The 21,505-nt window shown below is 73.0% G+C and carries 15 protein-coding genes; 5 read left to right on the top strand and 10 right to left on the bottom strand.

Annotation, left to right across the window (positions count from 1 at the left end):
* Window positions 1-152 precede the first annotated feature (152 nt).
* The 3 genes from FFT10_RS26300 to FFT10_RS26290 form a co-directional block, all read right to left on the bottom strand.
* Window positions 153-1,502, bottom strand: coding sequence for an NAD(P)/FAD-dependent oxidoreductase (locus tag FFT10_RS26300; protein WP_137735859.1), 1,350 nt, complete (start codon window positions 1,500-1,502; stop codon window positions 153-155).
* A 45-nt stretch (window positions 1,503-1,547) separates the two neighbouring features.
* A complete protein-coding gene (locus FFT10_RS26295; RefSeq protein ID WP_137735858.1) occupies window positions 1,548-3,821 on the bottom strand; it encodes a putative bifunctional diguanylate cyclase/phosphodiesterase in 2,274 nt (757 codons plus the stop codon).
* Between the two features lie 82 nt (window positions 3,822-3,903).
* A complete protein-coding gene (locus FFT10_RS26290; RefSeq protein ID WP_137735857.1) occupies window positions 3,904-5,529 on the bottom strand; it encodes an MFS transporter in 1,626 nt (541 codons plus the stop codon).
* A 132-nt stretch (window positions 5,530-5,661) separates the two neighbouring features.
* On the opposite strand from FFT10_RS26290, the gene FFT10_RS26285 reads away from it, so the two are divergent.
* From FFT10_RS26285 to FFT10_RS26275, 3 genes are read left to right on the top strand one after another with little or no spacing between them, the layout of a single operon-like run.
* A complete protein-coding gene (locus FFT10_RS26285) occupies window positions 5,662-6,948 on the top strand; it encodes a DUF4231 domain-containing protein (RefSeq protein ID WP_137735856.1) in 1,287 nt (428 codons plus the stop codon).
* A 12-nt stretch (window positions 6,949-6,960) separates the two neighbouring features.
* Window positions 6,961-8,358 carry a toll/interleukin-1 receptor domain-containing protein gene (locus FFT10_RS28705; RefSeq protein WP_137735855.1) on the top strand — a complete coding sequence of 466 codons (1,398 nt, stop codon included), beginning with the start codon at window positions 6,961-6,963 and terminating at the stop codon, window positions 8,356-8,358.
* Window positions 8,355-12,269, top strand: coding sequence for an NACHT and WD repeat domain-containing protein (locus FFT10_RS26275; RefSeq protein ID WP_137735854.1), 3,915 nt, complete (start codon window positions 8,355-8,357; stop codon window positions 12,267-12,269). The genes FFT10_RS28705 and FFT10_RS26275 overlap by 4 nt, the downstream gene beginning before the upstream one ends.
* Before the next feature lie 14 nt (window positions 12,270-12,283).
* On the opposite strand, the gene FFT10_RS27875 is transcribed toward FFT10_RS26275, so the two are convergent.
* Window positions 12,284-13,006, bottom strand: coding sequence for a PEP-CTERM sorting domain-containing protein (locus FFT10_RS27875; RefSeq protein ID WP_162520936.1), 723 nt, complete (start codon window positions 13,004-13,006; stop codon window positions 12,284-12,286).
* 282 nt (window positions 13,007-13,288) lie between these two features.
* Here FFT10_RS27875 and FFT10_RS26265 point away from each other — a divergent pair, with 282 nt between their 5' ends.
* Window positions 13,289-14,230: a PEP-CTERM sorting domain-containing protein gene (locus tag FFT10_RS26265; protein ID WP_162520935.1), complete on the top strand. Its 942-nt coding sequence runs from the start codon at window positions 13,289-13,291 to the stop codon at window positions 14,228-14,230.
* 8 nt (window positions 14,231-14,238) lie between these two features.
* Here the strand turns inward: FFT10_RS26265 and FFT10_RS26260 are convergent, their stop codons facing one another.
* From FFT10_RS26260 to FFT10_RS26240, 5 genes are all read right to left on the bottom strand, one after another.
* The gene (locus FFT10_RS26260; RefSeq protein ID WP_137735852.1) at window positions 14,239-15,054 is read right to left on the bottom strand and encodes an enoyl-CoA hydratase-related protein; all 816 of its coding nucleotides are present in this window, start codon (window positions 15,052-15,054) and stop codon (window positions 14,239-14,241) included.
* Entirely contained in the window at window positions 15,051-15,458 is a 408-nt protein-coding gene (locus FFT10_RS26255) for a DUF6285 domain-containing protein (RefSeq protein WP_137735851.1), read from the bottom strand. Before FFT10_RS26255 ends, FFT10_RS26260 begins: the two co-directional genes overlap by 4 nt.
* A 1-nt stretch (window position 15,459) precedes the next feature.
* Window positions 15,460-16,461: a phosphotransferase family protein gene (locus tag FFT10_RS26250; RefSeq protein WP_137735850.1), complete on the bottom strand. Its 1,002-nt coding sequence runs from the start codon at window positions 16,459-16,461 to the stop codon at window positions 15,460-15,462.
* Window positions 16,458-16,856 carry an EthD domain-containing protein gene (locus FFT10_RS26245; RefSeq protein ID WP_228027330.1) on the bottom strand — a complete coding sequence of 133 codons (399 nt, stop codon included), beginning with the start codon at window positions 16,854-16,856 and terminating at the stop codon, window positions 16,458-16,460. The genes FFT10_RS26250 and FFT10_RS26245 overlap by 4 nt, the downstream gene beginning before the upstream one ends.
* 103 nt (window positions 16,857-16,959) lie before the next feature.
* Window positions 16,960-18,138 carry an acetyl-CoA C-acetyltransferase gene (locus FFT10_RS26240; RefSeq protein WP_137735848.1) on the bottom strand — a complete coding sequence of 393 codons (1,179 nt, stop codon included), beginning with the start codon at window positions 18,136-18,138 and terminating at the stop codon, window positions 16,960-16,962.
* 192 nt (window positions 18,139-18,330) lie between these two features.
* Between FFT10_RS26240 and FFT10_RS26235 the strand changes: the two genes are divergently transcribed.
* The gene (locus tag FFT10_RS26235) at window positions 18,331-18,765 is read left to right on the top strand and encodes a hypothetical protein (protein ID WP_137735847.1); all 435 of its coding nucleotides are present in this window, start codon (window positions 18,331-18,333) and stop codon (window positions 18,763-18,765) included.
* On the opposite strand, the gene FFT10_RS28700 is transcribed toward FFT10_RS26235, so the two are convergent.
* Window positions 18,731-21,472 carry an ATP-binding protein gene (locus FFT10_RS28700; protein ID WP_162520934.1) on the bottom strand — a complete coding sequence of 914 codons (2,742 nt, stop codon included), beginning with the start codon at window positions 21,470-21,472 and terminating at the stop codon, window positions 18,731-18,733. The two genes, FFT10_RS26235 and FFT10_RS28700, sit on opposite strands and share 35 nt — an antisense overlap.
* Window positions 21,473-21,505 lie beyond the last annotated feature (33 nt).

Below are 21,505 nucleotides of genomic sequence, written 5' to 3'. Positions count from 1 at the left end.
GGCCGGGAGGGCCTGTTTTGCGGAGGTAGAGGCGGAGTCCTATTCGCCGCTTGCGGCGTGTAGGACGGGGGACATGGAGCAAAACAGGCCCTCCCGGCCCGGCGCGATCGCGCAGAACCAAACGTCCGCAACGAGCCCGAAGCGGAAGACCCTCAATGCAGCTTCACCCGCGGCTCGGTGCTGCGGGTCAGCAGGCGCGAGGCCGAGCCCAGTGCCGTCTTCCACCAGCCATGCAGCGCCACCTGGTGCATCTTGTAGAGCGACAGGTACACGGTGCGGGCGAACAGGCCTTCCACCCACAGGTTGCCACCCACCAGCGCGCCCATCAGGTTGCCCACGGTGGAGTACTCGCCCAGCGACACCAGCGAGCCGAAATCCCGGTACTTCCAGGGCTTGAGCGGCTGACCGCGCAGCTGCCGCTGGATCTGCCCGACCAGGTGCGAGGCCTGCTGGTGCGCCGCCTGGGCCCGCGGCGGCACCAGCACGCCCGCCTCGCGGCCCAGCCACGGGGCGGCCGCGCAGTCGCCGATGGCGAAGATGCGTTCGTCGCGCGAGGTCTGCAGCGTGGGCGTGACCACCAGCTGGTTCAGCCGGTTGGTCTCCAGACCGGCCAGGTCCTTCAGGAAATCCGGCGCCTTGACGCCGGCCGCCCACACCACCAGCTCGGCCGGCAGCGTCTCGCCGCTGGCCAGCACCACGCCCTCGGCAGTGACGGCGGTCACCCGCGCATCGGTGCGCACCTGCACACCCAGGCCCTGCAGCAGCTGGGTGGCGGCGCCGGCCACCCGCGCCGGCAGCGCCGGCAGGATGCGCGGGCCGGCCTCGATCAGGTTGAGCCGGATGTCGCGCTCGGGGTCGATGCGCTCGAGGTTGTAGGACACCAGCGTGCGCGTGGCCTTGTGCAGCTCGGCCGCCAGCTCCACCCCGGTGGCGCCGGCGCCGATGATCGCCACCTGCAGCTGCCGCGGTGACAGCGGTTCACGCTGCATGTGTGCCCGCAGGCAGGCATTGACCAGCCGGCGGTGGAAGCGCTGGGCCTGGGTGGGCGTCTCCAGCGCGATGGCATGCTCGGCCACGCCCGGGGTGCCGAAGTCGTTGGTGCCGCTGCCCACCGCGATCACCAGGGTGTCGTAGCCGCGGGTGTAGGCCGGGGTGACGGACACGCCCTCCTCGTCGACCACCGGTGCCACATGCACCAGGCGCTGCGCGCGGTCCAGACCCACCATCTCGCCCACCCGGTAGCGGAAGCCGTGCCAGTGGCTCTGCGCCAGGTAGTCGGTGGCATGCACATGCAGGTCCATGCTGCCGGCAGCGATCTCGTGCAGGTGCGGCTTCCAAAAATGGCTGCGCGCCTTCTCGATCAGCGTGACATGGGCCAGCCCCTTGCGGCCCAGGCTGTCACCCAGCCGGGTGGCCAGTTCCAGGCCGCCGGCGCCACCGCCGACGATGACGATGCGGTGCAGGTGTTGCGGGGTGCGGGACTCGAACGGCGCTGCGGGCATGGCGGGTCACCAACCGGTCTCGGGTGTCGATGGACCAGTGTAGGGTCAGCCCGCCTCCGGCACAGCCTGGCGCACCGGCCAACCGGCGCGCAGCGCCAGAAAGCGGTCCAGCGGCAGCGGCGGCGACACCAAATAGCCCTGCACCTCATGGCAGCCGGCCTGGCGCACCGCCGCCAGCTGGGCCGCCGTCTCCACGCCTTCGGAGACGGTGCGCATGCCCAGCGTGCCGGCCAGCTGGGCGATGGTGTGCACGATGGCGCGGGCATCGGCGCGCAGCAGCACCTCGCTGACGAAGGCACGGTCGATCTTCAGCGTGTCGAACGGGAAACGGCGCAGGTAGGCCAGCGACGAGTAGCCGGTGCCGAAGTCGTCCAGCGCCACCCGCACGCCCAGCGCGCGCAGCGCATGCAGCCGCTCCAGCGCGCCGTCGCTGTCGCCGATGAACACCGATTCGGTGATCTCCAGCTCCAGCCGGCCGGGCGGCAGCCGGGCAGCCAGCAGCGCCTCGCGCAGCACCGCCAGCGCATGCGCATCGCGCAGCTGCACCGGCGAGACATTCACCGACACCACCAGCCCGGCCAGCGGCCCGTTGGCCGCGCGGCAGGCCTCGGCCAGCGCCCAGCGGCCGATCTCGGCGATCAGGCCGCACTGCTCGGCCACCGGGATGAACTCGGACGGGCCCACCGCGCCCAGCTGCGGGTGCTGCCAGCGCAGCAGTGCCTCGGCGCCGACGATGCGCCAGCCGGCGATGTCGACCTTGGGCTGCCAGTGCAGCGCCAGCTCGCCACGCGCCACCGCCGTGCGCAGGCCCTGTTCCAGCGCCACCCGGCGGCGGCTGCGGGCGCCCATGGCCGGGGTGTAGACGGCATGGCGGCCGCGGCCGCCGTCCTTGGCCGCGTACAGCGCCAGGTCGGCGCGCACCAGCAGGTCGTCGACGCCGTCGGCTGTGCCGTCGCAGCGGGCCACGCCCACGCTGGCACCCACCTGCAGCTGCCGGCCCTGCACCAGCACCGGCTGCGCCAGGCTGGCGATCAGCCGGCGCGCCAGCGCGTCCACATCGGCCGGGCCGATGGGCGCGCGCAGCAGCACCGAGAACTCGTCGCCGCCCAGCCGCGCCACCAGGTCGCCGGGGCGCGTCACATCGCACAGGCGCTGCGCCACCGTCTGCAGCAGCTGGTCGCCAGCGGTGTGGCCCAGGGTGTCGTTGATGCTCTTGAAGTGGTCCAGGTCCAGCGACAGCAGGGCCGCCGCCTGGCCCTGCTGCAGCGTGTCGGCCAGGGCCTCGCGCAGGGTGTGGCGGTTGGCCAGGCCGGTCAGCGAATCGGTGTGGGCCAGGGCATGCAGCTGCTGTTGCGCCAGCACCCGCGCAGTGATGTCGCTGACCACGCCGCGCCAGCCCAGCGTGCGGCCCTGTTCGTCGACCAGGCGCTTGCCCTGCAGGGCCAGGTGGCGCGGCGTGCCGCCGATGTCCAGGCTGATCACCAGGTCGCGGAACGGCCGGCCGGCGTTCAGCGCCTGCTGCAGTGCCTCCATGCCGCTGCTGGCGCGGCTGCGCAGCAGCGCCAGCAAGGGCTGCGCGGCCAGCGCCGCGTCGGGCAGGCCCAGCAGCTGGCCCAGGCGCGGCGCCTGGTGGCTCAGGTGGCCGTCGGCGCCGGTCTGCCACAGCACATCGTCGGCTTGCTGCTCGAAATCCTGCAGCAGCACCGTCAGCATGCGCTCCTGCCGCTCGGTGCGCCATTGCGCCAGCAGCATGCGGGCCTGCAGCCGGCCGGCCGACTGCGCCCCGATGGCCACCATCGGCGCATAGGCCACCACCAGCATGGCCACGGGCAGCAGGTCGGGGTTGAAGTCGCGCCACAGCGCGATCAGCGCGCCCAGCGCCGTGGCGCACACCCAGGCCAGGCTGGCCGCCGGCACCGGGCTCAGCACGAAGCCGCCGGCGCCCAGCATGCCGGTCACCAGGGTTCCGATCAGCAACTGCTGCGCCGGCTGCGCATGCGGGAACCAGACCACCGGCACCAGCGCCCACAGCGTGGCCAGCACCGCGCTGTGCACGGTGACGCGGCGCATCGCCCGCACCGAGGCCGTGGCATGCACGCGCTGGCGCTGCCGCCACCAGCCCCACAGCGCCAGCAGCGACACGGTGTTGAGCACCGCCCACCAGGCCCACAGGCTGGACGGCACGCCGCCATCGAAGGCCTGCAGCACCAGCGCGCCCGAGCCCAGGTTGCAGGCCATGGTGTAGGGCGTGAGGCGGCGCACCGCACCCAGCAGGGCCGCGCGCAGGGCCCCCGCCTCGGCATCTTCAGCCTGGGACAACGGCACAGGCATGGTGGACGGCGGCATCACCCAATCATCTCGGCCGCCGGCTGGCCAACTTGAGGACGCCCGGCTGCGCGGGTCAGCGTTCCGCGATGTAGTGCTGCATCACCACCTGCTCGCCGGGCAGCAGCAGTTCACGCAGCTGGGCCTCGATGGCCTGGTCGGCCACCGTCTGGCGGGCGCGCTGGTGCAGGTAGTCGGCCCAGCTGGTGACGATGAAGCGCTCGACGAAGCGGCCGGCGTCGTCCAGGTCGCGGTAGATGCGCCAGAAGGTGGCGCCGTCGCGCTGGCGCGGGCCCTTCAGCTGGATGGCCAGGGCCAGGAAGGTCTCGGCCTGTGCCGCGTCGATGCGGTAGCTCAGCTCCACCGCCACCGGGCCGGCGGCGGGGTCGGGCTCATCGGCCACCAGCAGGTCGGTGAAGGGCGCCGGCGTCACCTCGTGCGGCGCGCCCATGCGCAGCGGAAAGCGCCGCGCCAGCAGCAGGTTGGCCAGCATCAGCGCGGTGGCCAGCACCAGCGCCGTCTGCAGGCCCAGCAGGCCGGCCACCGCGCCCCACAGCGCCGAGCCCAGCGCAAACGGCCCCAGCGCGCTGAGCACATGCATCGCCGTGGCGCGGCTGCGCACCCAGGGCGGCGCGCTGGTCTGCGTGGCGGTGTTGAAGGTGTTCATCACCGCCATCCAGGCGCCGCCGCCGGCCACCAGGGCCAGGTACACCGGCAGCGCCCAGCGCGACAGCGCCGCCACCGCCATCACCGCGGCGAACACCACGCAGCAGATGGCGATCAGCCGCTCCAGCCCCAGGCGCTGGCGCAGCGGGCCGATGGTCAGGCCGGCGGCCACCGCACCGGTGCCCAGGCAGGCCATCAGGCCGCCGAAGCCCTCGGCGCCCAGCCCCAGGCGCTGCTGGCCGATCACCGGCAGCAGCGCCCACAGCGCCGAGCCGGCGGCGCTGTAGGCTGCCGTGCGCACCAGCTGGGCCAGGATGGTCTCGGCATGCCAGGCATAGCGCAGGCCGGCCAGCGTGCCGCCCCACAACCGTTCGGGCGGCAGCTTGGTGGGCGGGTGCGGCTTGGGCGGACGGCGGTGGAAATCGTGCGCCAGCACGCCGATGCCGGCCAGCGCCAGCACGAACACCGCGCCGCCGCCCATGCCGCTGCCGCCCAGGCCGCTGGCCAGGCCGTAGACCAGGCCGGCCAGCGCCGGGCCCAGCGCGCGGGCGCCGTTGTAGGCGATGCTCATCGCGGTGATGGCCTGCGGCAGCTCGTCGCGCGGCAGGATCTCGCCCACGGCCGAATTCCAGGCCGGCGACAGCATCGCGGTGCAGCAGCCGCTGAGGAAGGTGAACAGCAGCAGTGTGGCCGGCCCGCCCCAGCCGGCGAGCATCAGCCCGGCCAGCACCACCACCGAGACCGCCTGCACCGCCAGCGCGGCCAGGATCAACCGGCCGCGGTCGGTGGTGTCGGCCAGCACGCCGGCCGGCAGCGCCAGCACGAACATCGGCAGGAACACCGCCGTCTGCACCAGCGCCGCCAGGAAGCTGGAGCCGGTCAGCTCCACCATCAGCCAGCTGGCCGCCATGCCGTGCATCGCATTGGCCACGAAGTACACCGCGCTGGCGATCCACAGCGTGCGGAAGCTGCGGTGGCGCAGCGTCACCCAGATGCTGGTGTGCTGCTGGGCGGGTGGTGGCGGCGTGGCAGGCATGGGCCCTGCATTGTGGAGGTCCGCGCGCAGCCCGCGGGCAAACCCTGTGGCAAAGGCCCGGCTGGCCGCGTCGCCTATGCAATACTGAATTTCGTGCCAGAAGTCACGGCACGACGCTGCCGGAGAGACTGCATGCCCGATGCCCTGCCTGCCCAGAACACCAACGATCCGCAGCAGGTGGTGGCCTCTGCGTGGGCCGACCAGGCGCTGTGGTCGCTGGTCGCCAACCAGCTGGGCGATTCCATCCGCACCTGGCGCGCCCGCGCCGCGGTGGCCGGGGTCGCCGGCCTGTTCCTCAGCCTGCTGGCCGGCACCATGGGCAGCGGCAGCGTCGGCCAGAAGGTGGTGGCCTCGCTGGGCGTGCTGCTGCTGGCGCTGGTGCCCTTCCTGCAGCAGCGGCTGCTGTCGGCCGACCGGGTGCTGGCATGGACCCGCGCCCGCCAGGTGGCCGAGCTGCTGAAGGAGGCCATCTACCGCCACCTGATGGGCGCGCTGGCGCCGGTGCCGCTGGACGACGGCAGCCCGCCGCCCGACCCAGCCGGCCCGGGCAACCTGGTGCGACGCTGCCGCGCCATCAAGCGCAGCGCGGCCGACCTGGCGCTGCTGGCGGCCACCGCCACCCCCGAGCCGCGCACCCGCAAGACGGCGATGACGCTGGCCGACTACCTGGCCGACCGGCTGGAAGGCCAGATCAGCTACTACCGCAAGAGCAGCCTGGCCGCCGGCACCAATGCCCAGCGGCTACAGCAGCTGGAGTTCGGCCTGGGCCTGCTGACGGTGCTGCTGGGCGCACTGGCAGGCAACCTGCTGCCTGCAGCCGCCACGCCCGATGCGGTGCAGAACTCGCCGCTGGCGCCCTGGCTGGCGCTGATCGCCTCCACCGCGGCGGCCGTCAGCAGCCACATCGCCGGCACCCGCAACCTGGAATTGGCGGCCAAGTACTTCGCCACCCATGACCTGCTGAAGACGCTTCGCGACGAATGGGCCGTGGCGCCCGACCGCGACGACCCGGCCCGCGTGCTGCGCCTGGTGGACGCGGTGGAAGGCGCGATAGCCGCCGAGCATGGCGGCTGGGTCAACGACTGGCAGCAGGCGGCCACAGCCGGCACCGCAGCCGGCGCCACAGCGCCGGCCCCGGCCAGCGCGCCGGCTGGCGACCCCGCGCGGTCCGGTCTGTCGCCGGCCGTGCCTGCCCTAGCTGCTGCCGCCTCTGTCGCCACGGCCGCCACCGTGGCCGCCGCCGATGCCACCGACGACCCCGCCGCCAGCGGCGGCGCGGCCGGCCCGTCGGCGCTGACCGAGGTGGAACCCGCGGGCCCGTCTGCGCCGGAGCCCGACGGGCCGGCCGCCCCTGAACCCGATGGCCCTGCTTCGCCCGAGCCCGACGTGCCAGCCGACACCACGCGCCCCACCTCCTGACCAGGCCGCACCATGGCATTCCTGCCGCAGTTCAACAACGACCTGTTCATCAGCTACCGGCGCACCTCCAATGCCGGTGAAGACCCCTGGGTCGACAACTTCTGCGAGACGGTGGAGCTGCGGCTGCGCGACCTGGTGAGTCCCCAGATCAAGCTCTGGAAGGACAAGGAGCAGCTGGAGGCCGGCAAGGCCTGGCGGCCCGAGATCGCCGAGGCGGTGGACTCCACCGGCATCTTCCTGGCGGTGATCTCCCGCACCTACTTCGACAGCGACGAGTGCCGCAAGGAGCTCGACCGCTTCCTGGGCCGGCTGAAATCGGCCGACGGCCGCGACGGCCGCCGGCTGGTGCCGATCTACAAGCACCCGACCAAGCCCGACCAGGAAGTGCCGCGCGAGCTGGCCGAGATCGGCCACCACGAATTCTTCAACCTCGACCCCAAGCCCTGGCGCGAGCTGGACCCCAAGCGCGACTACAACGACTACCAGGAGCGCCTGGGCCGGGTGGTCTTCGACCTGATGACCGCGCTGGAGGAACTGCAGGGCCAGCAGAAGAAGCTGGCGCTGGGCAAGGTGTTCATCGCCAACGTCGGCCCCGAGCTGCAGCAGGAGCGCGAGCGCCTGCGCACCGACCTGCGCCAGCGCGGCTTCCTGGTGGTGCCCGAGAACGAGTACCTGTGGAATGCCGACGACCACCGCGAGCGCATCACCCGCGACCTGGGCGAGGCCCTGCTGTGCATCCACCTGGTGCAGCGCCAGGCCAGCATCGAGCCGCTGACGCCGGCGCGCGCCCGGCTGCAGCTGGAACTGGCCCATGCCGAGATGAAGCAGCGCGGCCGGCCGGCGCCGCTGGTGTGGATCCAGCCCGCCGCCGCCACCGACGCCAGCACCCGCAGCCTGATGGACTACATCGAGAGCGACCTGGCCAACGACGGTGTCGACTACCTGCAGGGCAGCCTGGAGGACCTGAAGACGCTGATGCTGGACAAGCTGCCCAAGCCCACGCCCAAGGCACCGCCCAAGCCGCGCGAGGTGGCGGTGCTGGTGGAAGACGGCGACCTGGCCGACCTGGGCCCGCTGAAGACCCTGCTGGCCGACAAGCTGGGCGTGGAGCCGCGGCCGCTGAAGTTCAGCCGCGCCACGCCCAAGGACGAGGAACGCCTGGCCCGCACGCTGGCGGCCTGCCCGCAGGCCATCATCTTCTGGCACCGGCAGTCGGAGGACTGGGTCTTCGACCTGATGGACCTGGACGCGCTGGCCGACCGGCTGGGGCCCGAGCGCCTGTGCATCGTGGCCGCCGGCGAGGGCAGCGACGAGAAGGCCAGCTTCACCACCAAGAAGGCGCGCATGGTCAATGCGGTGGTCAGCAACGGCGAGGCCGAGCTGCGCCGCTTCCTGGATGGTGCGGCATGACGAGCGCCGCCGCCTATGCGCTGATCGCCGCCAATCCCTTCCCCGGGCTGCGGGCCTTCAAGCCCGGCGAGTCCGACCGCTTCTTCGGCCGCCAGCAGCAGATCAACGAACTGGTGGCCCGGCTGGCCGAGGTGCCGTTCATCGCGGTCTCGGGGGCGTCGGGCTGCGGCAAGTCGTCGCTGGTGCTGGCCGGCCTGCTCAACGAGCTGAAGCGCCGCCACGCCGAGGACTTCGAGACCGACTGGCGCCCGGTGGTGATGCACCCCGGCAACCGGCCCATCGCCAACCTGGCCGGCCCGCTGGCCGAGGCGCTGGAGGCGGCACCCGCCACCGCCGATGCCGGCCGCAGCGACGCCGACGCGCCGACCGCGCGGGCCGACACGCTGTATGGCCAGCTGCGCCTGGGCGGCCTGGGCCTGGTGGAAGCGGTGCGCAATTCCCGCCTGCCCGCCACGGCCCGGGTGCTGGTGGTGGTCGACCAGTTCGAGGAGATCTTCCGCTTCAAGCGCATGGCCGATCCGGACGAGGCCGCGGCCTTCGTCAAGCTGCTGCTGCAGGCGGCGGCCGACCCCGAATCGCGCGTCAGCGTGGTCATCACGCTGCGCAGCGACACCCTGGGCGCCTGCGCCGATTTCCGCGATCTGCCCGAGGCCGCCAGCCGCGGCGGCTACCTGGTGCCGCGGCTGAAGCGCGACCAGCGCAAGGAAGCCATCGTCAAGCCGGTGGAGCTGCGCGGCGCGCGCATCGCCCCGCGCCTGGTGCAGCGGCTGCTGAACGACGTCAGCGACGATTTCGACGACCTGCCGGTGATGCAGCATGCGCTGTCGCGCACCTGGCAGCAGTGGGCCCAGGCCACCGGCGGCAGCCGGCCCATCGACCTGGAAGACTACCTGGCCACCGGCGCCGCCGCCAACGCATTGAACAACCATGCCGACGAGGCCTGGGAGTCGCTGGGCGCGCTGGGCGCATCCGGCGGCACGGTGGAACGGGTGTTCCGCGCACTGACCGAACGGGTGGCAGAAGGCACCGAGGTGCGGCGCCCGCTGGAGTTCTCGCAGCTCTGCGCCATCTGCGGCGGCGGCACGCCCGAAGGCAACGCCGCGGTCACCCAGGTGGTCGAGCGCTACCGCCGCGCCGACACCGCCTTCCTGGTGCCGGGCACCGAGCGGCCGCTGGCCGACAACCCGGTCATCGACATCAGCCACGAGAGCCTGATGCGCCAGTGGGCGCGGCTGCGCGGCTGGGTGCAGGCCGAGGTGGACGGCAGCACCGAGCTGCACGACCTGGTGCGCGAAGCCCAGGCCCAGGCCCAGGGCCAGGGCGAGCTGCGCCACGGGCTGGACCTGGTGCGTGCCCGCACCTGGCAGCAGCGCTTCCAGCCCAACCCGGCCTGGCTGCGGCTGTGCCTGGGCGGCACGGCCGACGAGGCGGCCACCCGGCTGCAGGCCATCCAGACCTTCCTGGATGCCAGCACCGCGGCCGAGCAACAAGCCGAGCGGCGCCACCGCCGGCGCACGCTGGGCATCCGCGGCCTGGTGGCGGCGGTGGTGGTGGTGTCGGTGGCCGCGGCGGTGGTGGGCATCACGCTGCAGAGCCAGGCGCGCTCGCGCGAGCTGGTCAGCCGCGCGGTGCTGGCCCAGGCGCAGGACCCGGTGCGCAGCGCCCGCCTGGCGCTGGGCGCACTGCAGCAGGACAGCCGCAACCTGCGGGCCGACTACGCGCTGCGCCAGGCCATGTCGGCGCTGGAGGTGGCGCGCACTGCCCAGCTGCTGCCGCTGGACGAGCCGCTGACCGAGGCCCGCTACACCGACGACGGCCAGCGCCTGCTGGTGGCCGGCGGCCGCAGCGTGTGGCTGCTGGATGCCGCCAGCCTCAAGACCCTGCACAAGGTGCCCACGCCGGCCAACGTGGTGCGGGCCTGGCAGCTGGGCGAGCAGATCATCAGCTTCACTGACGACTACCAGGTGCGGCTGCAGACGCTGGACGGCAAGACCCGCGCCGACCTGCCCTGCCCCGGCAACGGCAATGCCGTGGCCAGCGTCGCCTACACCGCGGCACGCGCCGGCCAGCCGGCCCAACTGGCGGTGGGCTGCTACAACGGCGCCTTGCTGCTGTGGGACCTGGGGCCGCAGGGCGTGCTGGCCCGCGGCCAGCTGCAGGCCGGTGACGAGCAGACGCCCACCATCAATGCGCTGGCCTTCTCGACCGACGGCCAGTACCTGGCCAGCGGCCAGGCCAATGGCGACCTGCTGGTGTGGAGGCGTGGCCAGGCCGGCGGCGCCTGGATCGGCGCGCAGCCGGCCAATGCGCTGCGCCACCGCGCCGCGGTGCGCGACATGGCCTTCCACCCCAGCGACAACACCCTGCTGGCCAGCGTGTCCGACGACAGCTCGGCACGCGTCTGGACGCTGGACCTGGACCGGCGCCGGCTGGCGCAGCTGGAGGGCAATGCGGCCAACCCCGGCGTGCTGGCCCATGACCGCCCGGTGCTGGGCGTGCGCTTCGTGCAGCGTGCCGACGACAAGTACCTGCTGATGACCCGCTCGGACAAGCGGGTGTTCTTCTGGTCGGACGAGAAGACCTTCGACGCCCGCCTGCATGCCGATGCGGTGACCGATGCCAACCCGTCGAAGGACGGCGAGCTGCTGGTCTCGTCCAGTGCCGACGGCACGGCGCAGCTGTGGTCGTCCCGCGCGGCCACCGCCATCGCGGCGCTGCGCGGCCACCGCAACGAGGTCACCCGCGCCATCTTCAGCCCGGCCGGCGATGCCGTGGTCACCGTCAGCCGCGACCGCACGTTGCGCCGCTGGCAGATCACCCGGCCGGTGATGCTGGCCGCCGGCCGGCCCTGGCAGCTGGCCGCGGCCATCGATCCCACCGCCCAGCGCGCGGTGCTGTGCGGCGAGGCCACGCCGGCCACACCCAACCACTGCCGCATCAGCCCGCTGGCCGACCTGGCCACCCGCGCCAGCACCGACAGCGAGTGGCTGGCCAAGGTGGGCACCGACGCGGTGGTGCAGGCCAGCTTCAGTGCCGACGGCAAGCGCGTGCTGGGCGTGGGCATCACCCAGGATGTCTACCAGACCACCAAGCCGCTGCTGTGGGATGCCGGCACCCGCCAGCGCCTGAATCCGGCCTGGCTGGACACCTGGGCCTGGGCCGCCTTCGCCACCGGCCGGCCCGAGCTGGTCACGCTGCGGCCACCCGCCGCCCCCGGCGGGCCGGAGGAGCTGGCGGTGTGGCCGGCCAAGGCCCTGGACGGCGACGCGCCCGGCGCACCGCTGCTCAAGCTGAGCGTGCCACAAGGCCACCTCAGCGCCGCGGCGCTCAGCCCCGACGGCCGCTGGCTGGCCGCCGCCCGCGGCGACCATGCCCTATTGTGGGACCGCAACGCGCCCACAGCCGCCCCGCGTGAACTGCGCGGCCACCGCGGTGACCTGCGCAGCCTGGTCTTCAGCCCCGACAGCAAGGCCCTGGTCACCGCCAGCGGCGACCGCACCGCCCGGGTGTGGCCGGTGGCCGGCACCGGGGCGCCGGTGCTGCTGCAGGGCGGCCATGCCGGCGCGCTGACCTCGGCCGCCTTCAGCCCCGACGGCCGCCAGGTGCTGACCGGCAGCACCGACAGCAGCCTGCGCCTGTGGGATGCCGCCAGCGGCCGCGAGCTGGCCCTGGTCGAGCGCCATGCCGATGCGGTGACCGCGGTGCAGTTCAGTGCCGACGGCCAGCAGCTGCTGTCGGCCAGCACCGATGGCACGGTGCGCTTCGACCGCTGCCGCGCCTGCAGCCTGCCGTCGGACCAGCTGGCCAGCCAGGCCCGCGCCGCGGTGCAGCTGGCCGGCCCGCCCGAGGCGGAAGACGCTGCCGCCCTGGCCCAGGGCCTGCTGCCGCGCTGGCTGGGCGGCAGCCGCTGACATGGCCTGCAGCGTCAGCGCTGCCGGCGCATCCAGCCCAGCAGCGCCGCGGCGCCCAGCAACAGCATGGCCGGCGTTGCCGGCTCCGGCACCGCACTGATGGTGATGCTGCCCAGGCTGCCGAGGGCAGCCGGATCGGCGTTCGGCCCCACCAGCGCGAAGCCGTACTGCACCGGGTGACCGAGCACCGTGTCCAGGGTCAATTCGAAGGCCTGGCCAGCGACAAGCGCCACGCTGGATTCGGTGTAGCCGGACTGGTAGCCCGGCAGGAAGTCGCGGATGAAGGCATAGGCCACATAGGGCGCGGCCAGGCTGCTGGCCAGCGTGGTGCCGCTGAAGCGCACGGTCTTGCCGCCCAGGGCCACGCCGCTGAAGCCGGTGTCGACGTAGACGTTGGCCTCGATCACGCGGTTCGGCAGATGGCCGCCCTTGCCGTCGGCGATCCACCAGTCCGTGCCGTCGCGCGGTGCACCACCGAGCGTGCCGTTTGGCGCCAGCATGGCCTGGCTCCCTGCGATGCTGGCAGGCAGCGCAGCCAGGTCGGTGTTCAAGAAGAACCCGTCCACGCGCGCGCCCCGGTCGGCGGCGCCGGCGGGGCGTTCGAACAGGTTCACGAAGCCCACCCAGGGCATCGCGGCGTCGACGGTGACGTCAACGCGCTCGGCATGGGCCGCTGCGGCACAGGCAAGGAGCGCGGCCAGGGCCACGCGGGAGCGAAGGATCGACGGAAGGGTCATGGATGCTCTTGACGGGTTGGCGGGCCGGTGAGGTGCTGGGCGAGGAGGATGCTCCCGCCCGCCCCGCAATTTGCCAGACACGCCTGTCCGCGCCACCGTCAATTTGATGACATTGGCACCCGCAACTGGGGGGGCGCACGCCGGCGGCCGCCACCCTGGCCCAGGGCCTGCTGCCACGCTGGCCGAGCGGCAGCCACCGCCCCCCCACGAACCGCCGTTGACACCGGCCTGGCCGCCGGTGAAATTGGTCCGCACCAACACCACATGTCCCAAGGGGGTTCCATGCATGCACGCACAGCCGCTGTCGCGCTGGCCACGCTTCTCGCGGCCGGCACCGCCACTGCCAGCGACCTGGTCAACTTCACCACCGTGTTCAACACCGACTGGACCCAGGCCGGCGTCGGCGGCCTGCGTGGGGTGGGCAGCGGCGAGATCGCGCTGTCGGCAGTCCGCGGGCCGGTGACACGCGCCTATCTGTACTGGCACGGTCCGGCCAATCCGACCTCGGACAGCGCCAATGCCGGCATCAGCTTTGCCGGCAACGCCATCGTGGGCACGAGCACCGGTCTGTCGGACGACAACTTCTGGGGCTTCGACAACAGCCAGGCCTACCGCGCCGATGTCACGGCCCTGGTCAGCGGCAACGGCAGCTATGCGCTGGGCGACATGACCAAGCCTGGCGTGGAGATCAACGGCGCCTCGCTGATCGTCTTCTACGACGACGGCAACGCCGCCAACAACCGCGATGTCGTCCTGTTCAACGGCAACGATGCGAACTGGCCGAATCCCTACGACGCGGTTGGCTGGAACACCACGCTGTCCGGCATCAACTACAGCGGCGGTGCAGTCGGGCTGCACATGCATGTGTCCGACGGCCAGAACTTCAGCGACGATGACGATGGCACGCTGCTGCTCAACGGCGATGTGCTGGCCACCGGCGGCATCTTCCAGGGCGACTCGACGCCGCGCGGGACCGGCGGCGTCGCCAACGGTGCCCTCTGGGACATCCGCGGCTTCGACGTCACAAGCTTCCTGAGCCCCGGCAGCAATGCCATGAACTTCAGCATGTCCACGGTCAATGACGCCCTCAGCCTGGTGGCGGTGGCCATTGATCTGCCGTCCGGCGCGGCGCCGCCGATCCCCGAGCCCGGCACCTACGCCCTGATGCTGGCCGGCCTGGCCGGCCTGGGCTGGGCCACACGGCGGCGGCGCAGCGGCCTCTGACGCGCCGCTCAGGCGCGCGGCGGGAAGGCCGGCGTCCGCTTGGCCAGGAAGGCGGCCACGCCTTCGGCAAATTCGGGCTTGTCGATCAGCACCCGCTGGCGCTCGGCCTCGTAGGCCAGCTGGTCGGCCAGGGTGCTGGTGGCGGCGGCGTCATAGGCGCGGCGGGTTTCCAGCGCGGCATGGGCCGGCAGCGTGGCCAGCTGGCGGGCGGTGGCCAGGGCGCGTGGCAGCAGCTCGGCATCGTCGACGCAGTCCCAGACCAGGCCCCAGGCGGCGGCCTTCTCGGCCGGCAGCTTGTCGCCCAGCAGGGTCAGCGCGGTGGCGCGGCCGCTGCCCAGCAGGCGCTGGTAGAACCAGGTGCTGCCCACATCGGGCACGATGCCCAGCTTGGCCATGAACGGCAGGTAGAAGTAGGCCGAACGGGCGGCCAGCACCACATCACCTGCCAGGGCCAGGCCCAGGCCGCCGCCGGCGGCCACGCCGTTGATGGCGCAGACCACCGGCATCGGCAGCGCACGCAGGTCGAGCACGATGCGGTTGGTCACCGCATGCATCGCATCGGCGGCGCGGTTGCCGGGGCTGCGGCCTTGCGGGTCGGGGGTGGAGATGCCACCGGCCAGATCGGCGCCCGAGCAGAAGGCGCGGCCGGCGCCGGTCAGCACCAGGGCACGCACACTGGTGTCGGCCGCCAAGTCGGCGATGGCGCGCAGCAGGCTGGCCTGCAGCGTGGCGCTGATCGGGTTCAGCCGCGCCGGGTTGTCCAGCGTCAGGATGGCAACGTCGCCGTCGCGGGCCAACTGCAGTTCGGCGTAGGGGCTGGTCATGGTGTTCCTGTCGGGGTGGGCGCGGCATGGCGCTGGTGGGTGTCGTAGCCGGGCTGGTCAACGGCCAGCTTGGCCAGCGTGGTGGCCCACAGGTGCTCGGCCAGGCCGGGGTGGCTGCTGTCGATGGCGCCATCGGCCAGGCGGCTGGCCAGGCGCCGGTTCAGGGCGGCCAGGTCGGCTTCGTCGGGCAGGCCCAGCAGCACCTGCAGGCGGCGGCGTTCGGCGGCATCGGCAGCCGGGGCCAGGGCCGTCTGGCGGGCCACGGTGTCGACCATGTTGGCGGCCACCCGCGCCTGGTAGGCCAGCGCGTTGTCGCCATGGCGGCCCAGGGCGGGGCCGGCGTCCTCGCGCAGGAAGCGGGCGACGGCAGTGAGCAGTTGGTCGGGGTTGGGCAGGTCTTGCATCTCAGTTCACCGGGGGTCGGGGCAACAGCAGTTCCAGGAGGTCGATCTCGGCCTCGGACGCGCGGCGTCCGATGGCGGCTTTCTCCATCACCGGCTCGGCACCGCTCAGCCAGGCCTCGCCCATGCTTTCGCAGATGACGCCCCAGCGCAGGCTGCCCAGCACCTGCCACCAGTGCACCCGGGCCTCGTCCACCGTGCCGCCGGCGCTGCGGTAGCCGTCGAACAGCTGGGCCCAGTGGCCGAAGCCGCCCACCGGCCGCTGGTGGCGGCCGTAGCGCCAGCTGTTGACGCCCAGCCAGCCCAGGTCGGCCATCGGGTCGCCCTGGTGGGCCAGCTCCCAGTCGAGCACGCCGACCAACTGGCCGCCCTCGGCCTCCAGGTCGACCATCAGGTTGCCGTTGCGGAAATCGCCATGCACCAGGGCCGGCGCCGGCACGTCGGCCGGCGCATGGTCGGCCAGCCAGCGCAGCGCCAGCTGGAACACCGGCCGCACCGTGCCGTGGCGGGCATGCCAGTCGGCCAGGTGCTGCACCTCGGCCCGCGGCTGGGTGCGGCGCAGCGCCGGGGCCCCGGCCAGGTCGACCGCATGGATGCGGGCCAGCGCGGCGCCCACCTGCCAGGCCAGCGCCGGGCGGTGGGCAGCAGCCACCCGCCGGCCCAGGGTCTCGCCGCGCAGGCGCTGCATCACGAAGCCCTCGCCCAGGCCGTGGGCCGGCTGCAGCACCGCCACCACGGCCGGCACCGGCACGCCGGCCGCAGCGGCACGGCGGATCAGCTCGGCCTCGGCCGCCAGGCCGGGGTTGCCGTTGCCGCGCAGCTCGGCGCCCGGCGGGGCGCGGCGCAGGATCAGCGGCTCCACGCCCGCCGCAGTGACGGCCTCGAAGGCCCAGGTCTCCTGGCTGGCGCCGCCGGACAGCCGTTCGATGGCGCGCACCGGCACTGGCGCAGCGCCGTCGGTCGTCAGTGCGGCCGACAGGCCCTTGGCCAGTGCGGCCGTGGTCATGGCTGGAACGGGCTGCCGGCCAGTGGCTGCAGCGCCGCCTTGCCCGGCAGCACGCCGTGCTCGGCGACCAGGAACAGCGGCGAGGCCGACAGGTCGATGAAGCGGCGCTCGTCGGCCAGCAGTTCCACTGCGGCAGCGCGGGCCGCATCGCCGCGGGCCGCGGCGCGGTCGTCCAGGCTGTCCCACCACAGCTCGGCCACGCCGTCGAAGGCCGGTGGCGATCCGCGCGCCGCCGCCAGGCTGGCGGCCACCGGATCGTCCACGGTGTGGCACTGCACATAACGGCGCAGCCGCATCGCCACGGCATGGCGGGCCACCAGCGGCGCATGGTGGTCGCGCCAGTAGGCCTGGAAGGCAGCGCGGTCCAGCGACGGCAGGCGCCGCAGGCAGAACATCAGCTTGATCAAAGCGCCTACCAAGCGAACGCCGCGGAACCGGCTTTGCCGGGCCGCTGGCGTTGCCCCCTTGAGGGGGCGGCCGAAGGCCGTAGGGGGTGGGTCAAAGCCGCTCAACGATCGTGACGTTGGCCAGACCGCCGCCCTCGCACATGGTCTGCAGGCCATAGCGCTTGCCGCGGGCATGCAGGGCGTGCACCAGGGTGGTCATCAGCTTGGCGCCGCTGCCGCCCAGCGGGTGGCCCAGGGCGATGGCACCGCCGTTGACGTTGAGGCGGGCATGGTCGGCGCCGGTGGCGCGCAGCCAGGCCATGGGCACCGGGGCGAAGGCCTCGTTGACCTCGTACAGGTCGATGTCCTCGATCTTCATGCCGGCCTTCTTCAGCGCATGGGCGGTGGCCGGCAGCGGGGTCTCCAGCATCACCACCGGATCACCGCCGATCACCGTCATGTGGTGCACCCGGGCCAGCGGCTGCACGCCCAGGGCCTTCAGGCCACGCTCGTTGACCACCATCAGGCCGGCCGCGCCATCGCAGATCTGGCTGGCGCTGGCCGCCGTGCAGACGCCGCCCTCGGCGATCAGCTTGACGCCGGCCATGCCTTCGAGCGAGGCGTCGTAGCGGATGCCTTCGTCGGCGGTGTGCATCTCGCCGGTCTCGGTGCCGTCGTTCATGCGCACCTTCACCGGCACGATCTCCTTGGCAAAGACGCCAGCCTTGGTGGCGGCGGCGGCGCGCTGGTGGCTGACCAGGGCGTAGGCATCGAGCTCCTCGCGCCGCATGCCGTACTTCTTGGCGATCATCTCGGCGCCGGTGAACTGGCTGAAGGTCACGCCGGGGTAGCGGTCCTGGATGCGCGGGCTCATGTAGGTGCCGAAGCCGGCCTTGGCGGCGGCGGTGCTGGGCAGGCCCATGGGCACGCGGGTCATGCTCTCGACACCGGCGGCGATCACGATGTCCATGCTGCCCGACATCACCGCCTGGGCAGCGAAATGCAGCGCCTGCTGCGACGAGCCGCACTGCCGGTCCACCGAGGTGCCGGGCACCGATTCGGGCAGCCGGCTGGCCAGGATGGCATTGCGGGCGATGTTGACGGCCTGCTCGCCGGCCTGGCCGACGCAGCCCATGATCACATCCTCGACCAGGGCCGGGTCGCAGTCGGTGCGGGCGATCAGGGCGTCCAGCACCTGGGCGGCCAGGTCGGCCGGGTGCCAGCCCGAGAGTTTGCCGTTGCGCTTGCCGCCGGCGGTGCGGGCGGCGGCGACGATGTAGGCTTCAGCCATGGTGGTGGGCTCCTGGAATTGAATCGGAACGGGATTGTTGGCCGCCGCCTGCGCGGCCGGGGTCGTCGGAAGCGATGATTTTTCAGGCCCCGCGGCGTCCAGCGTTCTAGGGGCGTGGCATGCGGCGGCGGTGCCGGCGCCCGGTATAACCGGCGGCGGGCCACGGAGGCCCGGCCACCGAGAGACCGCACGATGACCAAACGCCTGCTGATCGCCACCGCCCTGGCCGCCGCCCTGCTGGGGGGCTGCACCATCCACTACCACCAGCACCATGCGCCGCCGCCACCGGCGGGCGGCAGCGGCGACCCGAAGGCGCCGCGGGTGATCATCAGCAACGGCAACATCAGCGTCGACCAGGACGTGCTGCGCTTCGCCAAGGACCAGACCAACGTCACCATCACCTGGCGGCTCGAAGGCAAGGGCGGCAAGCTGACCTTCCCGGAGAACGGCGTGGTGTTCGAGCGCGCCGCCGACGGCGAGATCGTCGACTGCAAGCGCAGCCAGGACAACACCGTGTTCACCTGCGTCAACCGGCACAGCCGGCCGGGGGTGTACCGCTACGGCATCAACGTCAATGAGGACGGCAAGCCGCTCAAGCCGCTGGATCCGTATGTCTGGAACGACTGACCGAGTCCAGCCAGTTTGACAAGTCGGCCCACACGGCACCGTGCTGCTCGGTGCGGCCGCGTTCGACCTCGGCGTCGAACAGGGCGCCGATGGACCGGCGCCCGGCTTCGAGAAATGCCGCCAGGAATGCAGCATCGGCAGCGTCCCGCTGCATGCCCGCCGTTGTGAAGCCCTGCTCGGCGGCACCGTGCCACCGGGCGCCGTGCCGTGCATCGTCGAGGGCGACGGCCAGCGCGGTGCAGACATCCAGCACGCTGGTCGCCAAGAGGTGTGAGCCGAGCCGGTCGACGATGCGCAGCGCATTCCGGGCACCATTGCGCGCCGACCGCAGGTCACCGGACGCCAGGCTCACCATCGCCAGGTTGAGCTCGAAGGCGGCGGTGAAGTCATCGTCCCCCTGCGCCTGCGCCAGCGCCAGGGCCTCGCTGTAGCTGCGCTGTGCCGCCTGCAACCGGCCTTCCATGCGGTCGAGTTGCGCCAAGGCGTTCAACGCACTGCTGAGCCGCCTCGGATCGTCCAGCGCGCGTGCGACGGCCACGCCGTCCTGCGCATGGCGGCGTGCTGCCGCCCTGTCGCCCAAACCATTGGCCGCCATGCCCAGCGGCTGCAGCACTGCGGCCTCGCGGGCCGTGTCGCCGATGTCGCGGGCGATCTCCAGGCATTCCGACAGCTGCGGCATGGCTTCGGCATAGCGGCCCATGAAGCAGGCGACCTGACCCGCATTGAACAAGGCTCTGGCGCGAAGGGCATCGCGGCACTGCGCCGCAGGATGGGCCAGCATCTGCAGGGTGGCGTCGCGCCACACGCTCAACAGGCCTCGGCTGAGCCAGTAGGGCCGCAGCACGATGCCCAGTGACAAGCCCAGTTCGGCGGCCGCACGCGCGCCCGGCGCGGCCTGGTCCTGCGCGCACCAGGCCAGCGCGGCCAGCAGGTTGTCGCGCGCCTGGTCCAGCCGGTCCAGCGCGGCGGCCTTGTCGGCGCCGGCCAGCTGCTGCTGGGCGGCCTCGGCCAGTGCCAGCTGGACCTGGGCATGGCGGCGGCGGGTGGCGTCGGCCTCGCTGCCGGCGGCCTGCAGCCGCGCCGCGGCATGCTGGCGCACGGTGTCGAGCAGGCGGTAGCGCCGGCTGCCGTCGGGTGCCGGCAGCACCGCCACCAGGCTCTGGTCGGCCAGGCTGTCCAGTGCGTCCAGCACCGCGTCGGCCGGCAGGTCGGGATCGGCGCAGACCGCCTCGGCGTCGTCCAGCGCCCAGGGCCCGGCAAACACCGCCAGCCGGCGGTAGAGTACGCGCGCATCGGCGTCCAGCAGGTCGTGGCTCCAGTCGATCAGCTGCTGCAGCGTGCGCTGGCGCGGCGCCACCGTGGTATCGCGGGTGGCCAGCAGGGCCAGGCTGTCGCGCAGGCGCCGGGCCAACTCCGGCAACGGCAGGCTGCGCACCCGCGCCGCGGCCAGCTCCAGCGCCAGGGCGATGCCGTCCAGGCGCTGGCAGATCTCGAGCACCAGCGCCGCATTGGCCGACGTCAGCGCAAACGCCGGATCGGCGCTGCGGGCGCGGTCGACGAACAGGCGCACCGCCTCGTGGCGCAGCAGGGCCTCGGGCGTGGCGGCCGACGTGCTGGCGATACCGCCGCGCTGCGGATCAGGCAGGCCCAGCGCCGGCACCGGGTAGACCTGCTCGCCGGCCACCTGCAGCGGCGCGCGGCTGGTGGCCAGCAGGCTGACGCCGGCGCCGGCCTGCAGCAGGCCCTTGGCCAGCGCCGCCGCGCCGGCCACCAGGTGCTCGCAGTTGTCCAGCACCAGCAGCAGCCGGCGGCTGGCGACATGGCGGCGCAGCGTATCGTCCAGCGGGCGGCCGGGCTCCTCCTGCACGCCCAGCACCGAGGCCACGGCCTGCGCCAGGCGCTGCGCATCGTCGACCGGTGCCAGCTCGATGAACCAGACGCCGTCCGGATGGGCATCGAGCAGCTCGGCCGCCAGCTGCACCGCCAGCCGGCTCTTGCCGATGCCGCCGGTGCCCAGCAGCGTGACCAGCCGGTGCTGGCCCAGCAGGGCCTGCAGCTCGGGCAGCACCGTCTCGCGGCCGATGAAGCGGTTGAGCTGCTGGGCCAGGTTGTTGGGCGTGGCCTCCAGCGAGCGCAGCGGCGGGAAATCGGTGCGCAGCGGCGGCGCCAGCACCTGCCACAGCGGCTCGGGCCGGTCCAGGTCCTTCAGCCGCACGGCGCCCAGGCTGCGCAGGTCCACACCGGCTGGCAACACCGGGCGCAGGCGGTCGGCCACCGTCTGCGACACCAGCATCTGCCCGCCGTGGGCGGCCGACATGATGCGGGCGGCGCGGTTGACGGCGGGGCCGAACCAGTCGTTGTCACGCGCCTGGGCCGGGCCGGCATGCAGGCCGCAGCGCAGCGCCAGCGGCAGGCTGCCGGCGGCGGCCGCATCGGCCAGCGCCCGCTGCAGCTGCAGCACCGCGCCCAGCGCCTGCTGCGCATCGGCAAAGCTGGCGTGCAGGCCGTCGCCGGTGCCCTTGACCCACTGGCCCTGCCAGTCGGCCACCGCCTGGCGGGCCAGCGCATCGTGCTGCGCCAGCGCGGGGGCCATGGCGTCGGCCTGCTGTTCCCACAGCCGCGTGCTGCCTTCGATGTCGGCGAAGAGGAAGACCACGTCCGGCGCGGCGGCAGCGGCGTCGGCGGGAGGACAGGCAGGCGGGACCACGGCGGCACGATACCCGATGGGTGGGCAGCCACA

Origin of the sequence: Pseudaquabacterium pictum (genome assembly GCF_005403045.1) — a bacterium.
Taxonomy (GTDB): domain Bacteria; phylum Pseudomonadota; class Gammaproteobacteria; order Burkholderiales; family Burkholderiaceae_C; genus Pseudaquabacterium; species Pseudaquabacterium pictum.
This window is presented reverse-complemented; position numbering and strand designations above follow the sequence as displayed.

Bases quoted from the DNA above. Each gene is read 5' to 3' on its own strand.
- FFT10_RS26275 (WP_137735854.1), top strand. From the start codon at position 8,355: ATGACGAGCGCCGCCGCCTATGCGCTGATCGCCGCCAATCCCTTCCCC.
- FFT10_RS26240 (WP_137735848.1), bottom strand. From the start codon at position 18,138: ATGGCTGAAGCCTACATCGTCGCCGCCGCCCGCACCGCCGGCGGCAAG.
- FFT10_RS26300 (WP_137735859.1), bottom strand. From the start codon at position 1,502: ATGCCCGCAGCGCCGTTCGAGTCCCGCACCCCGCAACACCTGCACCGC.
- FFT10_RS26235 (WP_137735847.1), top strand. From the start codon at position 18,331: ATGACCAAACGCCTGCTGATCGCCACCGCCCTGGCCGCCGCCCTGCTG.
- FFT10_RS26265 (WP_162520935.1), top strand. From the start codon at position 13,289: ATGCATGCACGCACAGCCGCTGTCGCGCTGGCCACGCTTCTCGCGGCC.
- FFT10_RS26255 (WP_137735851.1), bottom strand. From the start codon at position 15,458: ATGCAAGACCTGCCCAACCCCGACCAACTGCTCACTGCCGTCGCCCGC.
- FFT10_RS26250 (WP_137735850.1), bottom strand. From the start codon at position 16,461: ATGACCACGGCCGCACTGGCCAAGGGCCTGTCGGCCGCACTGACGACC.
- FFT10_RS27875 (WP_162520936.1), bottom strand. From the start codon at position 13,006: ATGACCCTTCCGTCGATCCTTCGCTCCCGCGTGGCCCTGGCCGCGCTC.
- FFT10_RS28705 (WP_137735855.1), top strand. From the start codon at position 6,961: ATGGCATTCCTGCCGCAGTTCAACAACGACCTGTTCATCAGCTACCGG.
- FFT10_RS26285 (WP_137735856.1), top strand. From the start codon at position 5,662: ATGCCCGATGCCCTGCCTGCCCAGAACACCAACGATCCGCAGCAGGTG.
- FFT10_RS26290 (WP_137735857.1), bottom strand. From the start codon at position 5,529: ATGCCTGCCACGCCGCCACCACCCGCCCAGCAGCACACCAGCATCTGG.
- FFT10_RS26245 (WP_228027330.1), bottom strand. From the start codon at position 16,856: ATGTTCTGCCTGCGGCGCCTGCCGTCGCTGGACCGCGCTGCCTTCCAG.
- FFT10_RS26260 (WP_137735852.1), bottom strand. From the start codon at position 15,054: ATGACCAGCCCCTACGCCGAACTGCAGTTGGCCCGCGACGGCGACGTT.